The organism is Streptococcus merionis DSM 19192, assembly GCF_000380085.1.
Lineage (GTDB): Bacteria > Bacillota > Bacilli > Lactobacillales > Streptococcaceae > Streptococcus > Streptococcus merionis.
Genome location: NZ_KB904557.1, coordinates 46,795 through 70,660, shown reverse-complemented (window position 1 = coordinate 70,660; position 23,866 = coordinate 46,795). Strand labels below are relative to the sequence as shown.

Genomic DNA, 23,866 nt, shown 5'->3' with positions numbered 1-23,866 from the left:
CTGTTGTCAAAATAAATATATAGTGCTCAAAAATGGCTGAACAACGCGAGCAAATAAGTGGCGTTTCACCATAGTCCTTTTGAGCCTAAATCTCAAAAATCAGCAATGAAACTCCTAAGAGCACTCTTCAAGAAAAGTAAATTTTGAATTGGCTAAGCATTAGTTAAATCATTAAAAACTGCATGAAAGCACTGGTTATTCACCGAAGGCTTCATGCAGTTTTACTGTTTTTAGAGTTTTCGAAGACCACTTGATAGCGATAGAGAAGAGAGCGTTTTCTAAGCTAGACTATCGTTAGGTTTTCAATTTTAAAAAAATAAGGAATTATCAAAAAAATACCTTGTCAAAAATCGATAATTGTGTTATTATTCTAGTACATAAAGAAGGAGTTCTTGCAATATGAAAACAAGAAAAATTGCTAAACTGATGGCTCTTCTCGTATCATCGGGAGCGCTACTGCTAACGGCTTGTCAATCTGGCCAGACAACGTCGGTCGATAAAAATGCGACCGTGTCTTCAAATTTTTATCAGGCCATTAACAAAGAATGGCTTGAAAAGGCGGAGATTCCAAGTGATATGCCAGCAACAGATGCTTTTAGCGAAGTTCAGGAAAGTATTGACGATGCCTTAAAGTCCGACCTTGCTCAACTGGCGAGTGGAAAGAAAAGTTCTGATGTTGAGGGTGTCCCAGAGATGCTTCAATTCTACCAGTTGGTCAATGATTTTGATCGCCGTGAAAAAGAAGGTTTGGAGCCTGTAAAAGCCTACATAGATCAGCTCAAAAATCTCAAATCTCTTGAAGATCTAGTGAATAAAGCTCCAGATATGGTGCTTCAAAACACGACCTTGCCTTTTGCTTTAGGAGTGGGTCAAAATTTAGAAGATACCTCTTCTCGAATCATTGAGCTTTCCTCACCGTCAACCATCTTGCCAGATGTGAGCTATTACGATGATAAAGAGACAAAAGAGCAGATTTTGGAACTTTACAAGTCAACCAGTTTAAAGGTTCTCTCCTTGATGGGCTACAAAGAAAAAGAAGCAGAAAAAATGATTGACCAAGCTATTGCTTTTGATGCTTTGCTAGTTCCCTACGTTCCAAGCAGTGAAGAGCTTGCGGATATTGAGAGTCAGCACAATATCCGAACTGCTGCTGACTTGAAGGCCTATTCAAAGACTATTGATTTTGCAAGCCTAGCTAATGGTCTTGTCGGTCAAGAATTAGACCGTTTTAATGTTGGAACGCCAGCATACTTTGAGCATTTTGATGAGATTGTGAATGAGGATAACTTTGAACTTTTGAAGTCTTGGATTGTGGTCAATGAATTGTTGTCCAGTGCGTCTTACCTCACAGAAGAATTGCGTCTTGCTAGTGCTGAGTACAGCCTCACCCTAAATGGCATAAAAGAAGCACCATCTAAGGAAGAAGCGGCTTATCAGATGACAATGCGCCTTTACTCAGACGTTATGAGCGTTTACTATGGTCAAAATTATTTTGGCAATGAAGCCAAAGAAGATGTGACTAGCATGATTGAAAATATCATTGAGATTTATCGTGAACGTCTTTCTAAGAATGACTGGCTTTCAAAAGAGACTGTTGAGAAAGCTATTGAAAAACTAAATGCCATGACTTACTATGTCGGCTATCCCGAAGATGTTTCAGAAGAAATACATTTGATGACAGTTGATGAGTCCAAGTCACTTTTTGAAAACCTTATGGCATTGACAAAACGCTCAATACAAGAGAGCTTTAAGGACTTCTCAGAGCCGATTGATAAGACAGAATGGTTCGCTGAATCCTTTGTCATCAATGCTTTTTACGATCCGACGAGCAATAGTATTGTTTTTCCAGCGGCCATTTTGCAAGCGCCAATGTACAGCAAAGACCAGACAATGGAAGAAAACATGGGAGGTATTGGTGCGGTTATTGGCCATGAAATCACCCACGCTTTCGATGATAATGGAGCGCTGTTTGACAAGGAAGGCAACCTTAACAACTGGTGGACCAAGAAAGATTTTGCAGCCTTTGAAGAAAAAACACAGGCTGTCATTGACCAGTGGGATGGCATTGAGATTTATGGTGGTAAGGTGAACGGGGCCCTGACTGTCGGTGAAAATATCGCTGATGCAGGCGGTTTATCAGCCTCCTTGGAGGCTCTTCAAACGGCTAAGTCAGATGCTGATTTGACCAAATTCTTTGAGAGCTGGGCTAAGGTTTGGCGAATCAAGGCTACTGAGGAATACAGCCGACTCTTGCTTTTAGACACACATGCGCCAAATGAGCTGCGCGTTAACGTGCAATTGAAAAATATGGATGCCTTCTACGAAACATACGACATCAAAGAAGGGGATAACATGTATTTGCCGCCAAAAGACCGAGTAAGCGTCTGGTAAAGTCAAGAAATGAAAGGTCTTTAAATGTTTTGGTATCAAAGCTGAAACAAGAGTAAGGCCAAAACATCTCAAGAAACGAGGCTGAGACAAGATACTCAGTCTCGTTTCTTTTATAGCTTTTGATAGGAGACTAGATTTTTCACGTACACAAATAATTCAAAGCACTTACCTGCTTCATATGTTTGCCGTGGGTGTGATGTAGCTATCTTTTCAGAGCTATTTGTGGTAAAATAAAGTTCAAAGAAAATCAAGCCTTAGTCGGGTCGTATCTCTAAACTACTGAGAATGTCAGGTTTGACTAATGCTCAATAAAAATTAAAAAGTAAACTAGTTAAATTCGGGCTAAGCACTGTGTGAAAAAGGGACGCAGATGTTGTGGATAGAACATCTTGTTTTTTAAATGGAGACGCGAGAAACATCTGCAAGGAGAGTTAACAAGGCTAGTGTTTGATTTTCAGAGAATAAGGGATAAGAACTGAATTTGGAGAAAGCTGTGGCAATAGAAAAGTACATTCCAACGTTTGCGATTGATGCGGTTTATGATTTAAAAGTTGAAGACTTGGAAAAGCATGGCATTCGTGCGGTTTTGGTTGATTTGGACAATACGCTAATCGCCTGGAACAATCCTGACGGAACGCCTGAGATGAAGAAGTGGTTGCACGATATGCGAGATGCAGGGATCAAAGTTGTCGTTGTGTCTAATAACACCACAGATCGTGTGCGTCGAGCGGTGGAAAAGTTTGATATTGACTATGTTTCCTGGTCCATGAAACCTTTTAACTTTGGCATTCGCAAGGCTTTGGCGCGTCACAAGATTTTGCCAGAAGAAGTGGTCATGGTTGGGGATCAGCTCATGACCGATATTCGTGCTGCTCATCGAGCCGGGATTCGCTCCATTTTGGTGCGCCCTTTAGTTCAAACCGACTCTAACAAGACAAAATTGAACCGCATGCGTGAGCGCGAAATGATGAAGCGTATCGTGGCTAAGTACGGTCCGATTGATTACAAGAAGAATTTATAGGAAAGTCATGGAAGAAACGATTTATTGCATCGGCTGTGGTGCGCAAATTCAAACAAAAGATAAGGACAAGGCAGGATTTACACCTAAGGCAGCTTTGGAAAAAGGCTTGGAGACAGGTCAACTCTATTGCCAGCGTTGTTTCCGTCTTCGTCATTATAATGACATTAGTGATGTCAATATGACTGATGATGACTTCATTCGTTTGCTGCATGAAGTTGGAGACAGTGATGCTCTGGTTGTCAATGTCATTGATATTTTTGACTTTAATGGTTCTGTCATACCTGGCTTGGCTCGCTTCGTCTCTGGTAATGATGTGCTTCTCGTCGGCAACAAAAAGGACATCTTGCCCAAGTCTGTCAAAGACAGTAAAGTCACCCAATGGTTGACAGAGCGGGCTCACGAGGTTGGTTTGCGACCTGTTGATGTGGTCTTAACGAGTGCCCAAAATAAACATGCTATCAAGGAGCTCATTCACCACATTGAAAATGCCAGACGTGGCCGTGATGTCTATGTGGTTGGCGTGACTAATGTTGGAAAATCAACCTTGATCAATGCCATGATTCAGGAACTTACTGGGGATAAAGACGTCATCACTACCTCGCGCTTCCCTGGAACGACTCTGGATAAGATTGAGATTCCATTGGATGATGGAAGCTATATCTTTGATACGCCAGGGATTATTCATCGCCACCAGATGGCCCACTATTTGAGCGCCAAGAACCTCAAGTACATTTCTCCTCGCAAGGAAATTAAGCCCAAAACTTACCAGCTCAATTCTGGACAGACCCTCTTTCTAGGCGGTCTGGGGCGCTTTGACTTTATCACAGGTGATAAGCAGGGCTTTACGGCTTATTTTGACAATGAGCTGACGCTCCACAGGACAAAACTTGAGGGAGCGACAGACTTCTATGCCAAGCATGCGGGGAGCTTGCTGACGCCTCCAAGTCAAGAAGAACTGGCAGCTCTGCCCTCGCTTGTTTGCCATGAGTTTTCTATCAAAGAAAAGACGGACATCGTCTTTTCAGGTCTGGGCTGGATTCGTGTGACAGGCCCTGCGGTTGTTGCTGGCTGGGCACCTGAAGGCGTTGATGTCGTAATCCGTAAGGCACTGATATAAGGCCTGCGGTCACGAGAATGAATCACCGCTCTGCTATTTTTCCAAAAAGAAAGAAGATAAATATGACATTAACATCTAAACAACGAGCTTTTCTAAACAGTCAAGCTCACAGTCTTAAGCCGATTGTGCAGGTCGGCAAGAACGGTCTGACCAATGAGATTAAGACTTCTGTCCGCAATGCGCTGGATGCGCGTGAGCTGATCAAGCTGACCCTGCTTCAAAACACGGATGAGGACATTCATGAGGTCGCTGAAATCCTAGAAGACGAAATCGGTGTAGACACGGTGCAGAAAATCGGTCGCATTCTCATCCTCTATAAACAATCCGCCAAGAAAGAAAACCGCAAACTGTCGGTCAAGATTAAAGCGTTGTAATAAGGAAACAGCAGGTGTCAGAAGGCGCCTGTTTTTGTTATGGCTTTCTCGAAGATGAAAAGAAGAAAACCACCAGATTCACAGGTGGCTGATAAGATTTTTAGCTTCCATTTATTAAACAGTCATTTGATTAGTAGTTAAGTCGGTCATTATGATGTTTTTTATCAAATGGTACATAAAATACGCTCTCAAAATTGACTGCAATTATTTCACTGTATTCAAATATTTCCCCTGATTGTAAAATACCATGGTTAAGAATTTGCATGGCAGCAAATCCTTTTTTTCGCATGAACAACTCACTTTGTTCACGCGTTAAATTGATAGGACGATATTGTTTCATTGAATGAGAAATTGATAAATCATAGGATTTTACAAAATCTTGAATTGATCCTTCAATATCATCTATAGATAAATATGGAAATAAATAGCAAGGTAAGTACGTGTGCTCCAATTGCTTAATCTCGAAATTAACGATTCGAATACGTTTAAATTCCCAAAGTGAATCACCATATTTAATGTTAAAAATATTTGCTAAATCTTGGTTTGCATCAATTTTTTGTAAAAGAATACATTTTGATTCAATATCTCTATAGGGAGTCTCTGTCATAGAGTTATAAATCAGAGTATTTTTTAGATTTGATTTATTAATATAGATTCCGTCTCCTTGTATCATGTTGACAATCCCCATTTGTTTGAGTTGTTTCAAGCATTGTTGAATCGTGTAACGAGATACTTCATATTGAGTTGCGAGTGCGCGTTGGGTAGGTAATTTATCCTCTTTGAATTTCTTTGAATAAATTTTACTGAGTAAATCCTGAATAATAAAATGTTGTTTTGTATTTTTCATATGTTTAAGGTGTAGTTAATGTTCCATCTGGTAGACGGCTTTGTGTCCATTCATGTGGTCGATATTCAATTGGAAATTTGATTAATTCATCCATATTCACACTCACCCCTATACCTACCCTTTCGATTGGATAGAAATACCCTTCTTTACAAATTGGCGCATGTTCAAATACACTTAAGGTATTTGTATTAAAGTCAATGTTTTCTTGAACAGCAGCTGCATGAAGATGGATATTTAAATGTACATTGACAGCAACGCCGATAGGACTAATATCAGAGGGCGTATGCCAAGCAACTTTCACGCCGAATTGCTCGCAAAGATGGCCTAACTTTAATGCTGGAGTGATTCCTCCAATTTGAGAAACATGGCAACGAATATAATCAATGTCACGGTTCGCTATTAGAGATTCCCATTCTTTAGGATTGTTAAACAATTCTCCAGTTGCAATAGGGGTTGCGGACTGCGCACGTAGTTGTTTCATCCAAGCGTTTTGTTCTAAGGGTAAGACATCTTCAATAAAGTATGGTGCATAAGGTTCTACTGCTTTTAAAAATCTGAGTGCTTGATTTGGTGATAGACGCTCATGAACATCATGTAATATATGAAAACGATTTCCGTGCTTTGCTCTGATTTTAGCAAACATATCAATGGTACTTAAGAGGTAGTCATCTGGATCAAAGTATTCACCTGGAGTACTATTGTCTGGTCTTTCTACCATTGAATTACCCCCATAAAAGCCAATTTGACACCGTATATGGCGATAACCAGTCGCTAGATGCGTATCAATTTTAGTGAAGAGGTCATCTAAGTTCTCTCCGACAGCGTGAGCATAAGCAGAGATCGCATCCCGCGATTTCCCGCCGAATAATTGATATAGAGGCATTTGTGCTTTTTTAGCTTTGATGTCCCAAAGTGCTATATCAATTCCTGAAACAGCGTTGTTAATAACAGGACCATTGCGCCAATATGCATTTACCATCATCAAATGCCAGAGGTCTTCGATATTATCAGCAACCTTTCCTATGATAATCGGTTTTAAATAATCTTCCACCATTGATTTCACGACTAATGGACGTTGCTGGAAGGTGGCACATCCCCAGCCTTCAATACCATCATCAGTAGTCACTTTTACAATAACTAAGTTATGTCTATCAGGTTTTAATGTGTAGCATTCGACATTTTTGATTACACTTAATCTCATATTTATAGTTCCTTGTCCTTATTTAAAGTCTTTATTTAATTTAAACACTTTTTTTCGTGTAAAGCAATATGGCTTTTTATTATGTGTTATATCAATTTATAACCAGTCCAATTTTAAATGATGTGTGCTTGAAAACGTTGATTTAACAGGGTTAAATGAGTATAGATGGCTTTTTTTGATGCTTTGCGCAATCATTTCTTATATGGTATATTGGATCCATAGAAAGCGAATACAAAAATGAGAAAGGTGGCTTTTTTATGAGTAAAAAAGATGTTTTAAATACCATTATTGCTAACGTTGGTGGTAAAGGTAATATCTTGAATGTTTGGCATTGTATGACGAGACTAAGGTTTTCTTTGAAAAACTATTCATTGATAAATACTGAAAATATTGAGCAATTAGATGGAGTTATCGGTATAAATCGAAAAGAGGATCAATTTCAAATTGTCATTGGTACTAATGTTGATGAGTACTATACTGAATTAACAGATATATTAGGAATTGCTCAGCAACCCCAAGTACCTGAAGATGACATTCCGGAGAAAAAAAGTTTTATATCATGGTTCATGGATGTTGTTTCTGGTGTATTTGGTCCTATCGTCCCAGCGATTGCTGGTGCAGGTATGCTAAAGGGGATTATTTCAGGTTTAGTTGCCTTAGAGTTGATTAATGGCCAGTCTGACACTGTGTTAGTAATTGATATGATTGCTAGCGGAGTATTTACATTTTTACCATTTTTTACAGCTGTATCTGCTGCAAAGAAATTTAAAACTAATGAATATTTAGCTGTTGCTCTAGCTGCTGCGTTGATGTTTCCTACAATGGTTGATGCTGCAAAAGCAGGAGAGATTACTAACTTCTATCCATTTGGTTTTATTCCTGTTCGTGTATTCAACTATTCAGGATCTATTATACCAATCATCTTATCAGTTTTAGCATTGAGTTACATTTATCGATGGGTTGATAGTAAAATCCCTAAATATATGCGTGCAGTTGTAACACCATTCCTAGCGTTGTTTATTACTGGATTTTTAAGTTTAACAATTATTGGACCTGCAGGAGTTTATCTTGGTAAAGGCTTAGCTTGGATCATTGATGGACTATTTAATATCTCACCAATTTTTGCAGGTATTATCGTTGGAGCCATTCGTCCAATAGCTATTTTGACAGGAATGCACCATGCGATGACCCCGATTGCATTAGAAAACTTTGCTACAAAAGGTTGGGATATGTTAATGCCAATGATGTTCGTTGCCAACTTGTCAATCACGGGTGCAACTTTAGCTATATATTTCAAAAAAAATCAAACAGAAAACGAAAAGCAAATCGCATTTTCTGCAGTTGTTTCAGGATTCCTAGGCATTACAGAACCGGCTTTATTTGGTGTTTTAACCAAACATAAAAAAAGTTTTATCGCAGCTACGTTAGGTAGTACGATTGGTTCAGCATTGATTGGTTTATTTGGTGTAAAGTTATATGGATATATTTTATCTAGTGTTTTCAGTATTCCAGCTTATATCGGTCCTCATTTTGTTTATGCGATTATCTGTTGGATTGTAGCTTTCGTTTCTTCTTTTTTCCTTTCATATTATTTTGTAATGAAAGAGGATTGAAATAAGTATAAAAAGAAAGGTGTTTACTATGACAAAAGAAAGGACACTCTTACGTATAATGGACCTGGGGATAATCGCAGTGTTACGTGCGGAAAATGAGATATTGGCAACAAAAATGGTTCATGCAATCGTAAAAGGGGGAATGAAAGCTATTGAATTAACATTTTCTACGCCAAATGTTGATCAAGTAGTTCGACAATTAAAAGCAGAAGATGAATCTTTGTTATTGGGTGTTGGTACAGTTTTAGATGCTGTTTCTGCGCGGATTGCGATTTTTGCAGGAGCTGATTTCATCGTCAGCCCTTCATTTGATATTGAAACTGCACAATTGTGTAATTTATATCGTATTCCTTATTTACCTGGGTGTGTTTCCATGACAGAAATTACAACTGCGCTTCGATATGGTGTAGATATTATTAAACTATTTCCTGGTAGTCTAGTAGGTCCAGATTACATTAAAGCAGTCAAAGCACCATTACCACAAGTTAATATAATGCCAACTGGTGGAGTGAACTTTGGAAATATAGATCAGTGGTTTGCTGCCGGCGCAGTAGCGGTCGGTATTGGTGGGGCATTAAGTACTGTTGAAGGGGATGATTTTGCCTCACTAACCCAATTAGCCCAACAATATACGAATCGGTTGCATGAAATTAGAGGGAAATAATATGTCAACGATTTTAACGTTAGGTGAAAGTTTATTACGATTGTCCACGCCAAATAATCAACGTTTGCGCTATTTAAACCAATTGGATGTTACATTTGGTGGTGCTGAAGCCAATGTAGCGATTAATTTATCGCAACTAGAAAATACAGTTTATTATGCAACATGTTTACCTGATAATGAGATAGCGGATAATATACCGGTTCAAATGCGAGCCTTTGGAGTTAATCCAACACATATTTTGAAGACAGATAAAGGACGTCTCGGCTCTTATTTTGTTGAAACTGGTTCTGATTTACGAGCTAGTAACGTAGTGTATGATCGAGAAATCTCAAGCATAGCACTACTAGACGATGACTTGTGGGATTTAGAGAAATTATTTGAGGGGATTACCCATTTTCATACAACTGGTATTACATTAGGATTAAGTTCTTTTTGGCATACCTATTTATTAAAATTGATTGAATATGCTAAAAGTAAGGGGATTGTCATCAGTTTTGATATGAACTACCGCCAAAAAATATGGAACTATGAAGAGGCAAAAGATGCATTCACCGCTGTGCTACCTTATGTTGATATTTTATCTGCTGGTTCTTTAGATGCAAAATATTTTATGGACATTGATATTGATGCACAAAGTGCATTAGGATCTTATTTAGAACAAATTTCGTTAAAATATCCCAATCTTTCCATAATTTACGGAATGAATCGCCAATCGATTACTCCGAATCAGTATGATATAGTTGGGTATATTTATCAACCAGAAGAAGATAAACTCACTCACTCACGTACCTACCGCATTCAACATGCCAATGATCGTATAGGAACAGGTGATGCATTTACAGCAGCAGTACTTGATGGTATTTTAAAACAACGAGAAGCGGACTCACTTATTAATTTTGCGATTGGTGCTTCAGTATTGAAACACACAGTGTTTGGTGATATTAACCAATTTACTAGTGAAGAAATCGAGAACTTTGTACAAAATCAAGGTAGTAATATACTTAGATGATATACTCCCGTTATAGTGGACAGTGAAAAACCAAAAATTTCACTAGAAACTATAAGGGGAGTATATCATTTTGGCTCAGGCTCGTTTCAATGCTTGATTTCTTCCTGCGCTTGGCGGGCGTGCAAGGTTAATTTGTTAACTTTTTATTTCCCCCATTTTGTGCTATAATAGAAAGACTTAGGGCCAATGGGTCCGCATAGATTAAGGAGTCAGGCCGTATGGCAATTGAACTATTGACCCCCTTTACTAAGGTCGAATTAGAAACAGAAAATCAACCGACAAACCGTAAGCAAGTTGGTATTCTGGGTGGAAATTTTAACCCTGTCCATAATGCGCATTTGCTGGTAGCAGATCAGGTTCGCCAGCAGCTAAATTTAGATCAGGTTCTCTTGATGCCTGAGTTTACCCCACCTCATATCGATACAAAAGAAACGATTGATGAGAAGCATCGCCTCAAGATGCTGGAGTTAGCCCTTGGCGATATCGCAGGACTTGGCATTGAGACCATTGAGTTGGAGCGAAAAGGGATTAGCTACACCTATGACACCATGAAATTGCTCAAAGAGAAGAATCCTGATACGGATTATTACTTTATCATCGGAGCTGACATGGTCGAGTACCTACCAAAGTGGTACCGCATTGACGAGTTGGTACAGATGATTCAGTTTGTCGGCGTTCAGCGCCCACGCTACAAGGCTGGCACCTCTTATCCTGTTATCTGGGTTGATGTGCCCCTCATGGATATCTCTTCCAGCATGGTTCGCGATTTCATTAAGCAGGGGCGGACGCCCAACTTTCTCCTTCCGACAGCTGTCTTAGATTATATTCAAAAAGAGGAGCTTTACCGATGAGTGATGCTTATGAGACCCTTGTGGGACATAGCAGAGCAGACTTGCTGCTACATGTCAGCCAGCAGATGAGTGATCACCGTTTCCAGCATGTCCTCGGTGTGGAGGCTACAGCGATCACGTTAGCTCAGCTATACGGCTGCGACCCAGACATGGCGGGCTTGGCTGCTCTCCTGCACGATTACGCCAAAGAACTGCCAGATCAGGTCTTTCTCGATCTGATTGATCAAAAGCATCTGGACCCAAGCCTTAAGCTCTGGGGCAATAATATCTGGCACGGCGTGATCGGGGTTTACCAGATTGAGAAAGACTTGGGGATTACGAATTCTGAGATTTTGCAGGCGATTGCCAGACACACAGTTGGCAGTCGTGATATGACCCTGCTTGATAAAATCGTCTATGTGGCAGACTATATCGAGCCAGGGCGCGATTTTCCAGGTGTGGAAGAGGCGCGTGAGCTAGCAAGACGTGATCTGGATCAGGCAGTTGCCTACGCAACAGCTAGAACCATAGCTCACCTTGCTCAAAAAGGGATTCCGATTTACCCTCAAACCCTTGAAACCTACAATGCCTATATCAGCCATTTGAAGAAGAAATAGCCCTATTAGTAACAGATGTTTAACATCTGGGGATACTATCGAAGTTATCTATGTTCGCTACAGCGACGCTTGGCTAGGAAATCCATGAATCGATCGCTCTAGAAGTGAGTGATGTTATTATTGATAAGCGCTACAACAGTGCCTTTAAGGCTACAAAGTTGCAAAACTATCTGGATGGCACGGGGATTGAGCACTTGAATATCATTGGGGTGACTATCAATGTAGTGGTGAAAGTAGCCTTCAAGTTGGGCGATCAGGCAGCCGTGGTGGAGCAGGAATCTTTTTCCTGACGACGACATTCCAGCTTTGACCCTGCTGGATTACTATGAGACAATTTGGGACGATTATTTTGCCCAAGTTGATGATTTGAAAACCCATGTTAAGAGGAAATGAATGAAAGAACTTGAATTAGTAGAATTGGTTGTTAAGGCAGCAGATGATAAGCGTGCTGAGGATATTGTTGTCCTCTCCGTCGCAGAAATGACTAGCTTGACTGACTATTTTGTTGTGGTTAGCGCCATGAACAGTCGCCAGCTAGAAGCCATTGCAGACAATATTCGTGAGCAAGTCAAACTGGCCGGCGGTGATGCCAGCCGTATCGAAGGTGATGCCAACAGTGGCTGGGTTCTTCTGGACTTGGGCAGTGTGGTTGTTCACGTCTTCTCTGAAGAAATGCGTGCTCACTACAACTTTGAAAAACTTTGGCACCAAGCTGAAAGTCTTGAAACTGCTGGATTTTTGGCTGAAAATCAATAGGCAGGGGAACATGTCTTACTCCCAACCACTGCGTCTTAACAGTAAATCTAAAAATACAGGAGATTGGGATTGCTTGTGTCCAGACACGATTTTAAGCACAGAATTTCTAGTATTAGCTTCGTTCGAAAACCAAAAGTGTTTCAGAAGTCAGACTGCTTCATCTAAGAGAGCTGATTGCAACCGCAATTTGAAAACTTAGAAGGACGATTTATTAGAAGAGGGTGACTTTCCGAACAAATCTATTCAGAATTTGTATGCGTAATCTTATAGGTTATATGCTTTGTGGGTGAGGGCAAGATCATCATGGCTCTCCTCACTTTTTTAATACGAGATATTATAAAAGAGGATACAGATATCATGACAACTTATGAAACTTTTGCGACTGTCTATGACAGTATCATGGACGACTCGCTTTACGATTTGTGGACGGACTTTTCGCTCCGCCATTTCCCAAAAGATAAGAAAAAACTGCTAGAATTGGCCTGTGGGACAGGTATCCAATCGGTTCGCTTTGCCCAAGCTGGCTTTGAGGTGACAGGGCTTGATTTAAGCGAAGATATGCTTAAAATTGCGGACAAGCGCGCTAAGGCAGTGGGAGAGTCCATTGAATTTGTGGTGGGTAATATGCTGGATCTCTCATCTGTTGGCCAGTTTGATTTGGTGACCTGCTACTCGGATTCCATCTGCTACATGCAGGACGAGGTTGAAGTGGGCGATGTTTTTGCAGGCGTTTACGCTCATCTCAATGAGGGTGGTACTTTCATCTTTGATGTTCACTCAACCTACCAGACTGATGAAGTTTTTCCTGGCTATTCTTATCATGAAAATGCCGAAGATTTTGCCATGGTTTGGGATACTTATGAAGATGAGGCTCCTCACTCTGTTGTCCACGAGCTGACCTTTTTCATTAAGGACAAGGACGGACGCTTTACTCGATTTGATGAAGTCCACGAAGAGCGGACCTACGAACTTCTAACCTACGATATTCTCCTTGAACAAGCCGGTTTCACTGATGTCAAAGTCTATGCAGACTTTGAGGACAAGGAACCAACTGAGACAAGTAAACGGTGGTTTTTTGTGTGCCAAAAATAATATAGATAGAACTCGGTACTTGTGAGAAGTGCTGAGTTTTTTGATTTTGGAAATTGTTATGAGGTTGAGATTTCAAAAGGAGTTGGGGCTTTTCCAACTCTGATATCGGAGCGTTTTAAAGACGGGACCGCTATATCAACCATGCAAAGTTAGAGAGGTAGCGGTTTTGCTGTTTTTACTTTTTCTATTGATAAAAGTCAGAATGGCTATAATAAGTAGACAAAACTCTAACATCAGCTGTAAAGCCTCTGCAACAGTCATGACGGTTCTCCTTGATTTAGTCGGTTTAGTCATAGGCACTCCTCTTTTTAATTGGATTTCCGTGCCGCTCCTTTTGGAACTTTCCTATATTTAATTTGTCGGAAATTTGAGGAAAAACAGAAGGGATATTAGAGAATTGCTATTGAGTGAGAAATTGATTGCTTATTTGGCGATACTACTTTATACAAAAGTAAAATAGCGATGTCTTCTAAAACAACCGAAAACCCCTAAACCAAGGGCTTTTTGTGGTATAATGAAATGGAAAAGTTGTAATGAGAAAAAATGATGGTATTTCAATATTAGAGAATGAACGAGGAAAAATAGTGAAGCTTTTAGAGAACAGAAGATTAACAAAAGAAGGTTTTTCTAATGTAATTTTTATCAGAGTAGAACCTAGTGACTTAGAGACTACTATAAGTGAGATTATAAATCACTTTCAGAATATGTCATGGATAGATAAATTTGATGAAAATTATAAAAAACGTAGTTTTCAATCAAGAAGTTTGCCAACAGTGAAGTTCTTAAAAGAAAAACTTGAAAATCATGCAAGTGATCGAATAACAACAGATATAGGGGAAACGGTAGTATCTGAATTATCGCGATCTTCACTTATTAATCAACTTGACTATTTAGATGTTCCACTAGGTGAGTTAATAAAACAACAGATTTCAGGGAATTCAGGATTTGATTTTTTCTCGGAGACTAAAAATAGTGTAATTGTGTTTGGTGAAGCTAAGTATCTGTCTAAGAAAAATGCATACGGTAATGCAATGGAACAAGTGGAAAGATTTGTTGTAGAATCTAGAGATATAAGTGATTTAAGAGACATAGAAGACTTTGTTTCGCTTTCAGGATTAAGAAATGCATCGGATGGAGTAAAAGCATACGCTTGCGGATTTTCTAGCACTCAAATTGATACTAAAAACTTAATTAATCATATAATTAAAAATAGGTATTTTAGTACACTAGCTAAGCATAACGAAGTTATTTATATTGCAGTAAATATTTTAATTTAAAATATTTATGAGGAACTAGGAATGGCTAATATAATCAAAAATATAAAAAACGGTGAAGATTTAAGGATTATTATTGACAACGTCCTACTTTCATTATATGAGAACGGTCCAGTCATTACATCTGATCTTGAAATATTATGTTATCTAAAAATTTATCAACCGGAATTATTTTATACTATTGAGCATAGGGTATTGAAATACATGGGATTACACTACAAAAATTTAGAGACTGAGACTTTGTCTGAAGTGATTTTTGGTATGTATCAAAAGTACATTAGGGAAAAATATAATATCTCTTATACCCCAGTTCAAGCAAAAATTGTTGAAGGAATTGATAAAAATCAATGTTATAGTTTTTCGGCACCAACAAGTACAGGTAAATCTTTTGTTTTTCGGAGAATAATTGAGGAATCGGAAAAAGATATTGTTATCGTAGTTCCCTCGAGAGCATTAATAAACGAATATTATCTCTCGCTGACGTCAGCTATAATAGATAAATCGATTAACATTTTAACTTTTGTTGATAAGATTAATCTACGGTATGCTAAAAGAAATATCTTTATTTTAACACCTGAAAGATGTAAAGATTTATATAAATTTAAAGATGAATTTAAGATTGAGTATATTTTATTTGATGAAGCGCAATTAAGTGATGAACAAAATTCACGTGGCTTGTATTTCGATAGTATAGTTAGGAGAAGTCAAAGAGCTTTTCCAGATGTAAAATTTATATTTGCTCATCCTTTTGTAAGTAATCCTGAATCTCAAATTGAGAGAAATCATTTTAAGGAAATAGATTCAGATTTTGATAGTTTTAAAATAAAAAATGTAGGACAAGTATTTTACACAATTGATAAAAACGGTAAATACTATCATTTTGGAATAGATAAATCTATCATGGGTAAAAAGAAGATTGGCAGTGACTATGACCCTGTTGAACGAGTGTTAAGGAAAAATGGTAGTATTTTGATCTATACTTCAAAAACAAGTATCCTACGACAAGAGGCGTTCCAGCAGTTCTCAAAGTATATTGATTTATGTGAAATAATTACTGATTCTGAGGCATTGGAAATAATTGAGAAGATATCTCAGTTAATAGGAGGAAGTGATAACTCTGCAGATGATAGATATTCAGAAATGATTCACCTTTTAAAATTAGGAATAGTAACACATCATGGTTCATTGCCTTTAAATATTAGAGTTTTAATAGAGGAGTTTACTAATAAAGGATTTTGTAAGATTTGTTTTGCAACATCTACTCTTGAGCAAGGGATTAATATGCCATTTGACTTGGTTTATCTCAATAGATTTGTTGAATCGAAACCTTTATCCATTAAGAATTTGATTGGTAGGGCAGGTAGGAGCACCCAAAAACCTAATTTTGACTTCGGGGAAGTTGTTATTAGACAGAATAATATGACCTCTTTTAGAAAAATAGTGACTGAAGATGTGAAACTTGGGAATGTTTCCCTATTAGAAAAAGACTTACCTGAAAATTTACAAGATTTACAAGAGTTTAAGGATTCCATTTTAGATGGTACATTTTCTGATGAGTTTAATCTTACCCCATCTCAATTAGAAATATTAAGAAGTATAGATAGTCAAGATGTAGTTTCTCAAATTCTTGATTTATTGTTTATTAATGATGAATTGAAATTATTATCTGATATAGATAACCAAGAAATTACAAAATTATTTAGAGTGTTATATGCATTCAATTTAAAAAGGGAACTTTCTCAGGGAGAAGAAGCTATAATCAATTCGGCAGTACAGATTATGATATGGAAAATTTATGGGAAATCTTTTAAAGATATATGTTTTTATAGATTTTCTTATATTAGTCAAAAACAAAAGAGAGACGAGCTAAAAAAAATAAACGAAAATGTTTCTCAAAGAAGGTTAGCTGCACAATTTACAATGCCTTATGCTGAAATTCCCAATAAATCATTAAAAGCTTTCCCCTTATTTGATAAAAATACAAGGGCAATAGATATTGACTATGATAGAATAGTATTTGATACTTATGATTATCTTGACAAGATAATTAGCTTTAGATTAGTTGATATTTTTTTAGCTGCATTTGAACACTATAGACAAACTGATTCTGATGTAAGAGCAGATAAAATGATAAATTATATCAAGTATGGAACAGATGAACCAAAGGAAATATGGTTGTTGAGATATGGTTTCGATTTCGATGATATTGAATGGCTATCTCCTTATGTGAATAAAATAGATGAGAATGAGGTGATATTTGACCAATCAATTTTTGAAGAATCAGATGAACGAATAAAATTAATTGATAGGTTTTATCATACTTCTTAATCTTAGAAAGGACTTCCATGCAACCGCAATACATTTTAACAGATAAGATGCTTAATCGTGTGGTGGGGATTTCGGAACTGACAGCGCTTTTGGTACTGGAAAAACGTGCTCTTCACCTGCGTAAGGAAAATCGCATTCGTTCGATTCAGTCTTCTTTGGCGATTGAAAATAACAGTCTGACACTAGAGCAGGTGACGGACATCATTGATGGGAAGCGCGTTTTAGGTGCTCCTAAGGAGATTCATGAGGTACAAAATGCCTATGAAGCCTATGAGCGTGTTTTTCAGTTGAATCCTTATCGAGTGGATGATTTTTTGCGGGCTCATCGACTGTTGACAAAGGACTTGGTGAAGCGTTCAGGTCAATTCAGGGCTGGGGATGTCGGTGTTTATGATAGCCAAGGAACAGTTGTTCATGTCGGAGCTAGGCCACAGTTTGTTCCTAAGCTAGTTCAAGACTTATTTGAGTGGGCTGAAAAGAGTACACTACCAGACTTGATTAAATCTTGTATTGTTCATTTTGAGTTAGAGATTATTCATCCTTTTGAAGATGGGAACGGCCGCATGGGACGCTTATGGCAAAGTTTGATTCTTTATCAGTGGCAGGATATTTTTGAATGGATTCCTGTTGAGACGGTCATCTATGAGCATCAGCAAACCTACTATGATAGCTTATCACTTAGCAATCATCAAAATGATGCGACTATCTTTATCGAGTTCATGCTAGATGCTATTTTAGAGACCTTGCAAGAGTATTCGCTCAAAGAAAAGAGCGATAAAATGAGCGATAAAGAGTTGCTTTATTTTAAATTACTAGAAAAGTATTTGAAAAAGCATGGTGTGATAGCTAGTCGTGATTTTCAAAACTTATCAAACCTCAGTCCTTCTGCTGCAAGACGCTATCTGACGAGATTTACAGACTTGGGTTTGCTTGTCAAGAAAGGACAAAATCGCAATAGACAATATCAATTAAGGCAGGACCTCTCATGACAGCAACAGGAATCATTGCGGAGTTTAACCCGTTTCACAAGGGGCATGCTTATCTGCTGGAGCAGGATGAGGGCTTGAAAATCGTTGCCATGTCCGGCAATTTCATGCAGCGGGGCGAGCCTGCTATTGTTGATAAGTGGACCAGAGCACAGATGGCTTTGGAGAATGGGGCGGACTTGGTGGTCGAGTTGCCTTTTCTGGTGGCGGTTCAGTCTGCCGATTATTTTGCCCAAGGGGCTATTGCCATCCTCAAGCAACTAGGCATTGACCAGCTGTCCTTTGGGACGGAGGAAGTGATTGACTATCAGACTATATCGGACACCTATGCGGAGCACCGTGAAGCCATGGAAGACTACGTCGCCAGACTTCCTGACACGCTTTCCTATCCGCAGAAGACCCAAGCTATGTGGGAGAAGTTCTGTGGGATTGCTTTCTCTGGTGGCACACCCAACCATATCCTAGCCTTGGCCTATGCTAAGGCCTGTGCAGGAACGGATATCAAGTTGGCTCCCATCCAGCGGCAGGGGGCTGGGTTTCATGATACGGTTAAAGAAACCAGCTACGCCTCGGCCACAGCCATTCGCCAGCACATCACGGATAAGACCTTTGTCCAAGCCTTTGCGGCCTCGCCAGACCTGCTCTTGCAGTCGCCCCATGTCTATTGGGAGACGTATTTTCCCCTGCTCCGCTACCAGATACTCAGCCACACAGACCTGACTGCCATCTATCAGGTCAATGAGGAGCTGGCTCAACGGATCCGCGCAGCCATTAAGACCAGCGCGACCTTTGACGAGCTGGTCGCCCAAATCACAACCAAGCGCTACACCAAGGCGCGGGTGCGCCGTATACTGACCTACATCTTGGTCAATGCGAGGGAGACGCTTCTCCCTGAGGGCATCCATGTTCTGGGCTTTAGCCAGAAGGGGCAGGAGCATCTGGCCAAGGTCAAGCATCGAGCTTCGCTCATCACCAAGATTGGCAAAGAGCCTTGGGACGCCATGACCCAGCAGGCGGATCAGATTTATCAACTCGGCCATCCAGATCTCAGGGAGCAGAACTGGGGGCGCGTGCCGGTGAGGGAACTCTATAAAAAATAGTCAAAAATACCATTTTTTCCTTGACTCTCACGCTACGTCATAGGCTATACTAATACTCGTCAAAAATCAAAATCTAACGTCGTTACCTCAGTTTGATGAACTTGAGTTCTATCTTCACTTTCGTTGCCTAGTTAGCTTTTGATTTTGATAGAGTATATCATGAGAAGGGGGTTCATATGCGAACGGTCAAGGAAATCAGCCAGCTGACAGGAGTTAGCGTGCGCACGCTGCATTATTACGATCAGATTGATTTACTCAAGCCGTCACGGGTGGCGGAAAATGGCTACCGCTATTATAATGACGAGGCTCTGGTCAGCTTACAAGAAATTTTGCTCTTTCGTGAGTTGGACTTCCCGCTCAAAACAATCAAAGAAATCCTCAAGGACCAGTCCTATGACCGTGACCAAGCGCTGTCTGACCAGATTCGCTGGTTGGAAATCAAGAAAGACCGCTTGGAAGCCATCATTCGTCATGCCAAGTCCTTGCAGGGAAAAGGAGGAGCTTTTATGACATTTATAGCCTATGACAAGTCAGAGTTGGAATCTTTTCAAGCAGAAGCCAAGGAGCGCTGGGGTAAGACTGCAGCTTATCAGGCCTTTGAAGAAAAAATCTCTGACGATCAGTTTGTCAATATGCAAAGTCAAATGGGAGACATCATGGCCGACTTTGGAAAGCTGAGAAACAAATCCGCATCTGACCCAGTAGCACAAGCGCAGGTCAAGGTCTTACAAGACTATATCAGCGATCATTTCTACCCTTGCACGCCAGAGATTTTAGCAGGTCTGGGTCAAATGTATGTGAGCGATAATCGTTTTACTCGCTTCATTGATCAAGCAGGTGGTGAAGGAACCGCAGCATTTGTCAGTTGCGCCATCGAAACCTATTGTCAGTAGTCATCTAGGGAGTGAGACAGACTGCCATGATGGCTTCAGCCTCGCCCACAAAAGAAAAGGGAGTGGGAAAGAACTCGAGCAATTAAAAAAGAGTTCGTTTTCCCACCCCTGCACAGTTGATTAGGCTGGATTTGGAGTGTAAAACACGAACAAAACTGCCAATCAGCAGTGGTTCATTGGCGCTAAAGCACCTAATGATCTTTGCAGTGGTGAGACTAAGTTGGCATAGCCAACAAGTCTTACTCCCAACCACTGCGATGAGATGTTTATGCAAACGATGAGAGGTGAGGTTGGCTTTTTTGCCAGCCTCTTTTTGTAGGTGGACACAGAGATCCATTACAGTAGTCTGTCTCACGCTCTATTTTTTTGAAAAAGGTCAAAAAAAGTCAAACAAACTATTGACCTTTACTGACCAATGGTGTATAATAAAGTCATGAAGTTGAAATAGAATCTTTCTAGTCAGCTTCGATTGTCCGCAAAGCTGAGACTTTGCCTGCTTTCTTTACCAAGGAGGTTAAGGAAATGTATAGACACCTATAGCGAAACCATTTTTATTTTTCGAAGAAAGGTCAAAATTGGTCAAAAAGCGACATATTAGCACTAAATCATATAACTGGTTTTTATTTTTAAAACAAAGGTCAGTTTTGGTCAGTGATACAAAACAATTTCAAACAAAGAGAGGTAACTATATGAACAACAATTTTTATAACAACAGCATGGACGATTTGTTCAACCAATTGATGGGAAATATGGGCGGTTTTAACTCTGAAACGCGTCGCTATCGTATCAATGGTCGTGAAGTAACACCTGAGGAATTTGCTTATTTCCGTCAGACAGGTCAGTTGCCAGATGGAGTGGCGGTTGAAGGTCAAGCGGTGCCAGACCAATCACAACAGGGTCAGCTCAAAGCAGATGGTATCTTAGGTAAACTTGGTCGCAACTTGACCGAGGAAGCTCGTCAAGGCAAGCTTGATCCAGTTATTGGTCGTAACAAGGAAATCCAAGACACCGCTGAAATTCTGGCGCGTCGAACCAAGAACAATCCTGTTTTAGTCGGGGATGCGGGTGTCGGAAAGACGGCAGTCGTTGAAGGCTTAGCACAGGCTATTGTCCATGGCGATGTTCCAGCCGCTATCAAAAACAAGGAATTGATCTCCATTGACATTTCAAACCTTGAAGCTGGTACCCAGTACCGTGGGGCTTTTGAGGAAAATATTCAAAATCTAGTGCAGGAAGTTAAGGACGCTGGCAATATCATTCTCTTCTTTGATGAGATTCACCAAATTCTGGGCGCTGGTAGCACAGGTGGCGACAGTGGATCTAAGGGTTTGGCGGATATTTTAAAACCAGCTCTTTCTCGTGGGGAATTGACAGTGGTTGGTGCGACTACTCAGGATGAGTATCGCAATACCATTCTTAAGAATGCAGCCCTAGCTCGTCGTTTCAATGAAGTTAAGGTCAATGCACCGTCCGCCGAAGATACTTTTGAAATCCTCAAAGGCATTAAGCCCCTCTATGAAGCTCACCACAATGTGGAACTGCCTGATGAGGTTCTTAAGGCCGCGGTAGATTACTCTGTTCAGTATATCCCACAGCGTTCGTTGCCTGACAAGGCTATTGACTTGATTGATGTGACAGCGGCTCACTTGGCAGCCCAGCACCCAGTAACAGACGTCAAGGCCTTGGAAGCTGAGATTGAAATTGCTCGCAATCGCCAGCAGGCTGCTGTGGACAAGGAAGACTTTGAAACGGCACTCAAAGAAAAGATGATTATTGATGACTTGCAGGCTAAGATTGACAATCATACCGAGAGTCAAAAAGTAGTCGCAACCATCAACGACATCGCTGAATCCGTGGAGCGTTTGACTGGTATTCCAGTGTCTCAGATGGGCTCTTCTGATATCGAGCGTCTTAAAGGTATGGCTAGTCGCTTGGAGGCTAAAGTCATCGGGCAAGACAAGGCTGTAGAAGCCGTTTCTAAGGCTATTCGTCGCAACCGTGCAGGTTTTGATGATGGTCGTCGCCCAATTGGCTCCTTCCTCTTTGTTGGCCCAACAGGTGTCGGCAAGACCGAATTGGCCAAGCAGTTGGCACTTGATATGTTCGGCTCAAAAGATAGCATTATCCGTTTGGATATGTCTGAGTATAGCGACCGTACAGCTGTGTCTAAGCTCATCGGGACAACCGCAGGCTATGTCGGCTACGATGACAACTCTAATACTCTGACTGAGCGCGTGCGCCGCAATCCTTATGCTATTGTCCTTCTGGACGAGATTGAAAAGGCCGATCCGCAAGTCATTACTTTACTCCTTCAAGTGTTGGATGATGGCCGTCTAACGGATGGTCAGGGCAATACGGTTGATTTCAAAAATACAGTGATTATTGCAACGTCCAATGCAGGTTTTGGCTATGACAAACAGTCTGACGATAGTCAAGAAATGCCTATCATGGACCGCATCGCACCTTACTTCCGACCAGAATTCCTCAATCGTTTCAATGGAGTGATTGAGTTTAAACCTTTGGCTAAGGAAGATTTGGGTGCTATCGTTGATCTGATGATCGCCGGGGTTAACCAGACCCTTGCCAAAAAGAATATTGATCTGGTCTTGACGCCTGAGGCTAAGGACTACTTAGTCGAAGAAGGCTACGATGAAGTCATGGGGGTGCGCCCGCTCCGACGCGTCGTCGAGGGCGAAATCCGTGATAAGGTCACAGATTATTACTTGGATCATATCGATGCCAAGCACCTCCAAGCCGATATGGTTGAAGGTGAGTTGGTTATCAGCAAACAATAATGAGCCCAAAATCCCGCCAAGTGGCGGGATTTTGGGTTTAGACTGATAACCCCTGTGCAAACCAACGGCTAAATGGATGGTGTGATTTCTAAAAAGACGTTATGAGTAGGGCGGTTCAAGTGCAAGACGCTCCACACCTTGTCAGAGGGTGTTAAAAGTGCTATAATTTAATTTGTAAAGTCGAGATATAGAAAATTCAAAAATAGGGTGAAGGATTTTATAAGTTCAATTAACCCAGCTTATCAAGGAGACAAGGATGTCATTTGAATACTATTACCGCAAGGGGCAGTTTATCTTTCAAGCTCTAATAGGCTTATTCCTTCTGGGGTTTATCGCTTCCTGGTCCTTTGGTGCTTTTACTATTATTCAGGGCATGAGCAGGTTTCCCCGTCCGTCTGGTGCTAACCCATTCTTTTTTATTCAAGCTATCTTTTTCATTGTTCCGATATTGATGACTATCATCGGTTTGTCGACATTTGGACAAGCTCTTTTGAAAATTTTTTATCGCAAACCTGTTGTAGCTGGAGATGCTCAAGGTCTAAAACTCCTTGGAAGATGGTTAAAATCTTATCATCTGTTATGGGGAGACATCGACTATGTGCGACATGAATACCGCACTTCTCATGTTAGGTACAATCACAGTAGTAATCATTTTCGACAAAGTCACTGGTTGATTGTGAAGCCAAAAGAAGGACGGGCCATTGAGATAGATATTGCCAATATAGATGGAACCATTGACGATATTGTTGCAGACATCAAGAAAATGGCTCCTCATGTCGTTGTCAAAGGCATGGGGTAATTTAGCATCAAATTAATAACTAGCCTAAGGGAGTTTTTTAGCATTAGTTTCACTGGGTAATCAAAAGACCTTTTGCTAAGGGAAAATGATAACGAACGCCGGAGAAGCGTTTCGGATGAATTTCCGCGTTCAACACACAAACGGAGCTTACTTTGGGCA

The 23,866-nt window shown here is 40.2% G+C and carries 22 protein-coding genes; 19 read left to right on the top strand and 3 right to left on the bottom strand.

Annotation, left to right across the window (positions count from 1 at the left end; translation table 11 throughout):
• Nucleotides 1-399: 399 nt before the first annotated feature.
• From A3I5_RS0108960 to yhbY, 4 genes are all read left to right on the top strand, one after another.
• Nucleotides 400-2,391 carry a M13 family metallopeptidase gene (locus tag A3I5_RS0108960; RefSeq protein WP_018374264.1) on the top strand — a complete coding sequence of 664 codons (1,992 nt, stop codon included), beginning with the start codon at nucleotides 400-402 and terminating at the stop codon, nucleotides 2,389-2,391.
• A 493-nt stretch (nucleotides 2,392-2,884) separates the two neighbouring features.
• Nucleotides 2,885-3,412 (top strand): YqeG family HAD IIIA-type phosphatase, encoded by a 528-nt coding sequence (locus A3I5_RS0108955; RefSeq protein ID WP_026217011.1) that lies wholly within the window; start codon nucleotides 2,885-2,887, stop codon nucleotides 3,410-3,412.
• Nucleotides 3,413-3,419: 7 nt separating this feature from the next.
• Nucleotides 3,420-4,529 (top strand): ribosome biogenesis GTPase YqeH, encoded by a 1,110-nt coding sequence (gene yqeH / locus A3I5_RS0108950; protein ID WP_018374262.1) that lies wholly within the window; start codon nucleotides 3,420-3,422, stop codon nucleotides 4,527-4,529.
• Nucleotides 4,530-4,591: 62 nt separating this feature from the next.
• Nucleotides 4,592-4,903 carry a ribosome assembly RNA-binding protein YhbY gene (yhbY, locus tag A3I5_RS0108945; protein WP_018374261.1) on the top strand — a complete coding sequence of 104 codons (312 nt, stop codon included), beginning with the start codon at nucleotides 4,592-4,594 and terminating at the stop codon, nucleotides 4,901-4,903.
• A gap of 130 nt (nucleotides 4,904-5,033) precedes the next feature.
• Here the strand turns inward: yhbY and A3I5_RS0108940 are convergent, their stop codons facing one another.
• Together A3I5_RS0108940 and A3I5_RS0108935 are read right to left on the bottom strand one after the other, a co-directional pair.
• Complete coding sequence (locus A3I5_RS0108940; protein ID WP_018374260.1) at nucleotides 5,034-5,750, bottom strand: GntR family transcriptional regulator; 717 nt, start codon at nucleotides 5,748-5,750, stop codon at nucleotides 5,034-5,036.
• Nucleotides 5,751-5,754: 4 nt separating this feature from the next.
• Nucleotides 5,755-6,951, bottom strand: a complete 1,197-nt coding sequence (locus A3I5_RS0108935) for an enolase C-terminal domain-like protein (RefSeq protein WP_018374259.1) — start codon at nucleotides 6,949-6,951, stop codon at nucleotides 5,755-5,757.
• Between the two features lie 257 nt (nucleotides 6,952-7,208).
• Between A3I5_RS0108935 and A3I5_RS0108930 the strand changes: the two genes are divergently transcribed.
• The 8 genes from A3I5_RS0108930 (at nucleotide 7,209) to A3I5_RS0108895 (ending at nucleotide 13,532) form a co-directional block, all read left to right on the top strand.
• Entirely contained in the window at nucleotides 7,209-8,564 is a 1,356-nt protein-coding gene (locus A3I5_RS0108930; RefSeq protein WP_018374258.1) for a PTS transporter subunit EIIC, read from the top strand.
• Between the two features lie 28 nt (nucleotides 8,565-8,592).
• Entirely contained in the window at nucleotides 8,593-9,228 is a 636-nt protein-coding gene (locus tag A3I5_RS0108925) for a bifunctional 2-keto-4-hydroxyglutarate aldolase/2-keto-3-deoxy-6-phosphogluconate aldolase (RefSeq protein WP_018374257.1), read from the top strand.
• Between the two features lies 1 nt (nucleotide 9,229).
• Nucleotides 9,230-10,237 carry a sugar kinase gene (locus tag A3I5_RS0108920; RefSeq protein WP_018374256.1) on the top strand — a complete coding sequence of 336 codons (1,008 nt, stop codon included), beginning with the start codon at nucleotides 9,230-9,232 and terminating at the stop codon, nucleotides 10,235-10,237.
• A 218-nt stretch (nucleotides 10,238-10,455) separates the two neighbouring features.
• Complete coding sequence (locus tag A3I5_RS0108915) at nucleotides 10,456-11,088, top strand: nicotinate-nucleotide adenylyltransferase (protein ID WP_018374255.1); 633 nt, start codon at nucleotides 10,456-10,458, stop codon at nucleotides 11,086-11,088.
• The gene (gene yqeK / locus A3I5_RS0108910; protein ID WP_018374254.1) at nucleotides 11,085-11,684 is read left to right on the top strand and encodes a bis(5'-nucleosyl)-tetraphosphatase (symmetrical) YqeK; all 600 of its coding nucleotides are present in this window, start codon (nucleotides 11,085-11,087) and stop codon (nucleotides 11,682-11,684) included. The genes A3I5_RS0108915 and yqeK overlap by 4 nt, the downstream gene beginning before the upstream one ends.
• An 80-nt stretch (nucleotides 11,685-11,764) precedes the next feature.
• Nucleotides 11,765-11,974: an isochorismatase family protein gene (locus tag A3I5_RS12130; protein ID WP_083903326.1), complete on the top strand. Its 210-nt coding sequence runs from the start codon at nucleotides 11,765-11,767 to the stop codon at nucleotides 11,972-11,974.
• A gap of 103 nt (nucleotides 11,975-12,077) precedes the next feature.
• On the top strand, nucleotides 12,078-12,440 hold the full coding sequence (gene rsfS, locus A3I5_RS0108900) for a ribosome silencing factor (protein WP_018374252.1): 363 nt from the start codon (nucleotides 12,078-12,080) through the stop codon (nucleotides 12,438-12,440).
• A gap of 357 nt (nucleotides 12,441-12,797) precedes the next feature.
• Nucleotides 12,798-13,532: a class I SAM-dependent DNA methyltransferase gene (locus tag A3I5_RS0108895; protein ID WP_018374251.1), complete on the top strand. Its 735-nt coding sequence runs from the start codon at nucleotides 12,798-12,800 to the stop codon at nucleotides 13,530-13,532.
• Between the two features lie 135 nt (nucleotides 13,533-13,667).
• Here A3I5_RS0108895 and A3I5_RS12405 read toward each other — a convergent pair whose 3' ends face one another.
• The gene (locus A3I5_RS12405) at nucleotides 13,668-13,826 is read right to left on the bottom strand and encodes a putative holin-like toxin (RefSeq protein WP_083903325.1); all 159 of its coding nucleotides are present in this window, start codon (nucleotides 13,824-13,826) and stop codon (nucleotides 13,668-13,670) included.
• A gap of 239 nt (nucleotides 13,827-14,065) precedes the next feature.
• Between A3I5_RS12405 and A3I5_RS0108885 the strand changes: the two genes are divergently transcribed.
• The 7 genes from A3I5_RS0108885 (at nucleotide 14,066) to A3I5_RS0108855 (ending at nucleotide 23,707) form a co-directional block, all read left to right on the top strand.
• The gene (locus A3I5_RS0108885) at nucleotides 14,066-14,809 is read left to right on the top strand and encodes a hypothetical protein (RefSeq protein WP_018374249.1); all 744 of its coding nucleotides are present in this window, start codon (nucleotides 14,066-14,068) and stop codon (nucleotides 14,807-14,809) included.
• Between the two features lie 21 nt (nucleotides 14,810-14,830).
• Entirely contained in the window at nucleotides 14,831-17,134 is a 2,304-nt protein-coding gene (locus tag A3I5_RS0108880; RefSeq protein WP_018374248.1) for a DEAD/DEAH box helicase, read from the top strand.
• Between the two features lie 17 nt (nucleotides 17,135-17,151).
• On the top strand, nucleotides 17,152-18,123 hold the full coding sequence (locus A3I5_RS0108875; RefSeq protein ID WP_018374247.1) for a Fic family protein: 972 nt from the start codon (nucleotides 17,152-17,154) through the stop codon (nucleotides 18,121-18,123).
• Nucleotides 18,120-19,220 (top strand): nucleotidyltransferase, encoded by a 1,101-nt coding sequence (locus tag A3I5_RS0108870; protein ID WP_018374246.1) that lies wholly within the window; start codon nucleotides 18,120-18,122, stop codon nucleotides 19,218-19,220. Before A3I5_RS0108875 ends, A3I5_RS0108870 begins: the two co-directional genes overlap by 4 nt.
• Nucleotides 19,221-19,396: 176 nt before the next feature.
• Nucleotides 19,397-20,113, top strand: coding sequence for a MerR family transcriptional regulator (locus A3I5_RS0108865; protein WP_018374245.1), 717 nt, complete (start codon nucleotides 19,397-19,399; stop codon nucleotides 20,111-20,113).
• 689 nt (nucleotides 20,114-20,802) lie between these two features.
• The gene (locus A3I5_RS0108860; protein ID WP_018374244.1) at nucleotides 20,803-22,908 is read left to right on the top strand and encodes an ATP-dependent Clp protease ATP-binding subunit; all 2,106 of its coding nucleotides are present in this window, start codon (nucleotides 20,803-20,805) and stop codon (nucleotides 22,906-22,908) included.
• Nucleotides 22,909-23,164: 256 nt separating this feature from the next.
• Complete coding sequence (locus A3I5_RS0108855) at nucleotides 23,165-23,707, top strand: hypothetical protein (protein WP_018374243.1); 543 nt, start codon at nucleotides 23,165-23,167, stop codon at nucleotides 23,705-23,707.
• Nucleotides 23,708-23,866: the final 159 nt, after the last annotated feature.

Bases quoted from the DNA above. Each gene is read 5' to 3' on its own strand.
- A3I5_RS0108885 (WP_018374249.1), top strand. From the start codon at position 14,066: ATGAGAAAAAATGATGGTATTTCAATATTAGAGAATGAACGAGGAAAA.
- A3I5_RS0108855 (WP_018374243.1), top strand. From the start codon at position 23,165: ATGTCATTTGAATACTATTACCGCAAGGGGCAGTTTATCTTTCAAGCT.
- A3I5_RS0108880 (WP_018374248.1), top strand. From the start codon at position 14,831: ATGGCTAATATAATCAAAAATATAAAAAACGGTGAAGATTTAAGGATT.
- yhbY (WP_018374261.1), top strand. From the start codon at position 4,592: ATGACATTAACATCTAAACAACGAGCTTTTCTAAACAGTCAAGCTCAC.
- A3I5_RS0108940 (WP_018374260.1), bottom strand. From the start codon at position 5,750: ATGAAAAATACAAAACAACATTTTATTATTCAGGATTTACTCAGTAAA.
- A3I5_RS0108920 (WP_018374256.1), top strand. From the start codon at position 9,230: ATGTCAACGATTTTAACGTTAGGTGAAAGTTTATTACGATTGTCCACG.
- A3I5_RS0108865 (WP_018374245.1), top strand. From the start codon at position 19,397: ATGCGAACGGTCAAGGAAATCAGCCAGCTGACAGGAGTTAGCGTGCGC.
- A3I5_RS0108915 (WP_018374255.1), top strand. From the start codon at position 10,456: ATGGCAATTGAACTATTGACCCCCTTTACTAAGGTCGAATTAGAAACA.
- A3I5_RS0108895 (WP_018374251.1), top strand. From the start codon at position 12,798: ATGACAACTTATGAAACTTTTGCGACTGTCTATGACAGTATCATGGAC.
- A3I5_RS0108930 (WP_018374258.1), top strand. From the start codon at position 7,209: ATGAGTAAAAAAGATGTTTTAAATACCATTATTGCTAACGTTGGTGGT.
- A3I5_RS0108960 (WP_018374264.1), top strand. From the start codon at position 400: ATGAAAACAAGAAAAATTGCTAAACTGATGGCTCTTCTCGTATCATCG.
- yqeH (WP_018374262.1), top strand. From the start codon at position 3,420: ATGGAAGAAACGATTTATTGCATCGGCTGTGGTGCGCAAATTCAAACA.
- A3I5_RS0108860 (WP_018374244.1), top strand. From the start codon at position 20,803: ATGAACAACAATTTTTATAACAACAGCATGGACGATTTGTTCAACCAA.
- rsfS (WP_018374252.1), top strand. From the start codon at position 12,078: ATGAAAGAACTTGAATTAGTAGAATTGGTTGTTAAGGCAGCAGATGAT.
- yqeK (WP_018374254.1), top strand. From the start codon at position 11,085: ATGAGTGATGCTTATGAGACCCTTGTGGGACATAGCAGAGCAGACTTG.
- A3I5_RS0108875 (WP_018374247.1), top strand. From the start codon at position 17,152: ATGCAACCGCAATACATTTTAACAGATAAGATGCTTAATCGTGTGGTG.
- A3I5_RS12405 (WP_083903325.1), bottom strand. From the start codon at position 13,826: ATGACTAAACCGACTAAATCAAGGAGAACCGTCATGACTGTTGCAGAG.
- A3I5_RS0108925 (WP_018374257.1), top strand. From the start codon at position 8,593: ATGACAAAAGAAAGGACACTCTTACGTATAATGGACCTGGGGATAATC.
- A3I5_RS0108870 (WP_018374246.1), top strand. From the start codon at position 18,120: ATGACAGCAACAGGAATCATTGCGGAGTTTAACCCGTTTCACAAGGGG.
- A3I5_RS0108935 (WP_018374259.1), bottom strand. From the start codon at position 6,951: ATGAGATTAAGTGTAATCAAAAATGTCGAATGCTACACATTAAAACCT.